The sequence below is a fragment of the Mesorhizobium sp. M4A.F.Ca.ET.090.04.2.1 genome (genome assembly GCF_003999085.1).
Classification (GTDB): Bacteria; Pseudomonadota; Alphaproteobacteria; order Rhizobiales; family Rhizobiaceae; genus Mesorhizobium.
Window position 1 is genome coordinate 1 of the sequence record NZ_RZOT01000606.1, and the last position, 3,412, is coordinate 3,412.

The window sequence follows — 3,412 nt, forward strand, 5'->3', positions numbered from 1 at the left end:
GCCGCTGGCCATGTAGACGCTGCCGGAGGACAGCGCGATGTCGACATCGTTGCCATGGAAGGATACCTCGCCCACCGCATCGCGGATCGGCGGGATACGGCCGGCGGTGTCGAAGCGCGAACCCTCGATCTGAAAGCGGCCGAATACCTCGTCGGCCGAAAGCGGGACGCCGTTGCCAAGTCGTCCCGGCACGACCTGGAACTGCAGATTGGCGTCGACGACACGGCCGCCGAACAGATTGTCCAGCACCCACAGACGAGCGTTCCGGGCGGAGAACCAGGGCCATAATTGCTTGACATGCGAGACCGGCATGTCGTGCACGTTGAGCGAAAGCGATATGCCCGGCGGACCGTTGTCGATGAAAGCGATCGAGGCCGAGCCGAGCACTTCGCTTGGCCCACCGGAACGGATGCCTATCTGCTCGGCGACGAGCTTGCGGCTCTTGGTCTGGTAAACACCGGCGATGCGGGCGAAGAAGTTGAGCCCCGGCTCTGGCGATTCTGACGGCGCAAGCGTGGAGCCGTCGCTGGTTAGGTCGTAGCGGTAGGACGGCTCCTCCCCCGCTGCGGCCGGCTTCGGCCCGATCGAACCGGCAAAGTCGAAGGTCGAGCGACCGGTCTTGAGGAGCAACCGGCTGACATCGATCTTGTTGGCGCCGGCCAGGAGTGTCGCATCGGCTTCGACATCGGCTGGCAGCAGCCCGCGCGAACCGAGGTCGAGCACGGAGCCGGCAAGCGACAGCGAGGCGGTCAGCCGCGACTTCGTCTCGCCCGCGCCTTCCGACCCGGTCAGCTTCAAGGCGATTGTGCCCAGCCTGCCACCGGTCGCCGCAGCGGCGCCAGCCGTGCCGGCGTCGGCGAGATTGACGCTGGCATCGAGCGTCGTGATGCGTCCGGTCGCGGTGTCGCGGGCGGCCGAGGCGGTTATGGCGAGCGCACGGCCATCGACAGCCACGTCGTAGGAGGCCTGCATGCTGCCAGGGCCGGTCTGCAGAACGGTGGCATCGGCCACCGTGACCCGCTTGACCGGACTGGTGTCGGACAGCACGAATTCGACATTGCGCAAATCGACCTGGCGAATCGAATCCTCGCGCACGGCATCGAGGGCGTGGCTGACATTGGCGAAGACCGCGGCAACCACCTTGTCCGAATCGATCAGGCCATCCGCGTTGCGAAGCGACGCCGTCCAGTCGCCGCCAGTGGATGGCATCGCCGCCAGCATGAAATGCGCGTCGGAAATCCGGGCGCTGGTCAGGCGCACCTCGCCCGAAAGCAGCGGGATGAGCCGGATGCCGAAGCGGACACGGCCGGCATCGGCGATCGGCTTACCGCCGGCGGTCTTCAGGCTGACGTCGTTCACCTGCAAGGCAATGAAGCTCGACCCGTCGAGCGTCAGCCGCGCCGGGCCGACCGCGACATCGACATCGAAGCCGGCCATTTTTTCGATGGCTGCTTCCGCCTCCGCTCGCAGACGCTCGGTGCCGATGCCGGATGTGCCGAGCACGTAGACCGCGCCGGCCGCCAGCAACACCAGCGCGCAAAAACTGGCGACCACCCGCGCAAGGACGCGAAAGCCTCGGCCTATCCTGGCGCGGCCGAGCGGCGGCACCTTGCAGGCGGAGGGAAAAGCCCCCAGGTCGGTGATCTCGTCACGCCTGAACCGGATCTTCTCGTGCTGCGGTTCTTCCTGATCCACGCAATCTTCCGTTGTAGCGAACTCGATCGTGGACGAATCCCCGTCTGACACTATATCGATGCGGCTTCGCGCGTAACCTCAAACCGGGGCACCGACATGGCCGATCTCGACGTAGGCGATCTTGCGCCGCAATTCGATCTTCCGCGCGACGGTGGCGGGTCGCTCAACCTCGCCGCACTGCTTGGAAAGCCCGTTGTACTTTATTTCTATCCGCAGGACGACACCACGAGCTGCACCAATGAGGCGATCAGCTTTTCGCAGTTGAAGCCGGACTTCGAAAAGGCCGGCGCCGTGGTGATAGGGCTGTCCCCGGACAGCATCAAGAAGCACGACAAATTCAAGCAGAAATATGACCTTACCGTCGACCTGGTCGCCGACGAGGAGCGCAAGGTCATCGAGGCCTACCGTGTGTGGGTCGAAAAGACGATGTACGGCCGCAAATATATGGGCGTCGAACGGGCGACATTCCTGATCGGCAAGGACGGGCGAATCGCCAGGATCTGGCGGCAGGTCCGCGTCAAGGGCCACGCCGAAGAGGTGCTGGAGGCGGTGCGCGCACTGTGAGGCAGATTTGGCGGTCTTCGCCGCAACCTGACACCCGTCCGGCGGGCATTGGTTACCGGCGCTATCGGCCCGGCAAAGCTTTGTTAACCCTAATAATATGTAATCAGGCTCTTCGTGGTGTCGTAACGAAAGCTTGGTCCCGTGAACCCAACCGGTCAGTCTGCGGTCTTCGGCAAACGCAAGGAACCCCATACGGTCATCATCGCCCGGGGTAACGAAATCAGGCATTTCACCATCCGGCCCTGGCTTGCCGCCTTCCTCGGCTCGGCGCTGGCGGCGATTGTCATCGGCTATCTGCTCGCCACCTCCTATCTGGTGCTTCGAGACGACCTGATCGGGGCGACGACCGCCAGACAGGCGCGCATGCAGCAGGCCTATGAAGACCGCATCTCGGCGCTTCGCGCCCAGGTCGACCGCATCACCAGCAGACAGCTTCTCGACCAGCAGCTGATGGAGACCAAGGTGAGCGAACTTCTGGAACGGCAGACACAGCTCAGCCAACGCCACGGCCGCCTTGGCCCGATCCTCGAGCGCGCCGAAAGCGAAGTTGGGGCCGCACCCGCCGCCGACGGTGCCGCAACCGCCAAGCCGGACGATCGCGCCGCGCTGATTGGCGAGCAGCCGACCTATTCCGTCGCCAGCCTGGGCGCCGGCGACACGAGACCGTTCTCGCTGTGGTCGACGCGCTCCGATCCGCTGCCCAGCGATTCGGCCGCCGATCGTGCCGACAGGCTGTTCGTGTCGATCAACCAGTCGCTCAAGGCAATCGAAAGCGAGCAGCTCAGCCGCGTTACCACGCTTGCCGACAATGCATACAAGAATGCCGACGCCATCACCCAGGCGCTGGCGGCCGCCGGCCTGCCGGTCGACAGCGATTTCGGCAAGGATAGCGATGTCGGCGGCCCGCTGATCCCGCTCAACGCATCGACGATATTCGACAGCAAGGTCAAGGAACTGGACGAGGCGCTGGATGCGCTCGATCACCTGAAGAAGGAAGCGCGGCGGCTGCCGCTCGCCAACCCCGCCCCCGGTCATTCGGTCACCAGCCCGTTTGGCGTGCGCACCGACCCGATCCTCGGCACCGCGGCCTTGCATTCGGGCATGGATTTCAGGGCGCCAATGGGCATGCCCGCCAAGGTCACAGCGGCCGGCG

General features: G+C 64.8%; 2 protein-coding genes and 1 pseudogene. 2 read left to right on the top strand and 1 reads right to left on the bottom strand.

Features of this window, described 5'->3' with window-relative positions:
- Nucleotides 1-1,695, bottom strand: a pseudogene (locus tag EN781_RS28980) (hypothetical protein); the annotation flags it as partial.
- Between the two features lie 96 nt (nucleotides 1,696-1,791).
- On the opposite strand from EN781_RS28980, the gene EN781_RS28985 reads away from it, so the two are divergent.
- Together EN781_RS28985 and EN781_RS28990 are read left to right on the top strand one after the other, a co-directional pair.
- Nucleotides 1,792-2,259, top strand: coding sequence for a peroxiredoxin (locus EN781_RS28985; protein WP_126054877.1), 468 nt, complete (start codon nucleotides 1,792-1,794; stop codon nucleotides 2,257-2,259).
- Nucleotides 2,260-2,400: 141 nt separating this feature from the next.
- On the top strand, nucleotides 2,401-3,412 hold a 1,012-nt coding region (locus EN781_RS28990; RefSeq protein ID WP_145965696.1), incomplete at its 3' end, for a M23 family metallopeptidase.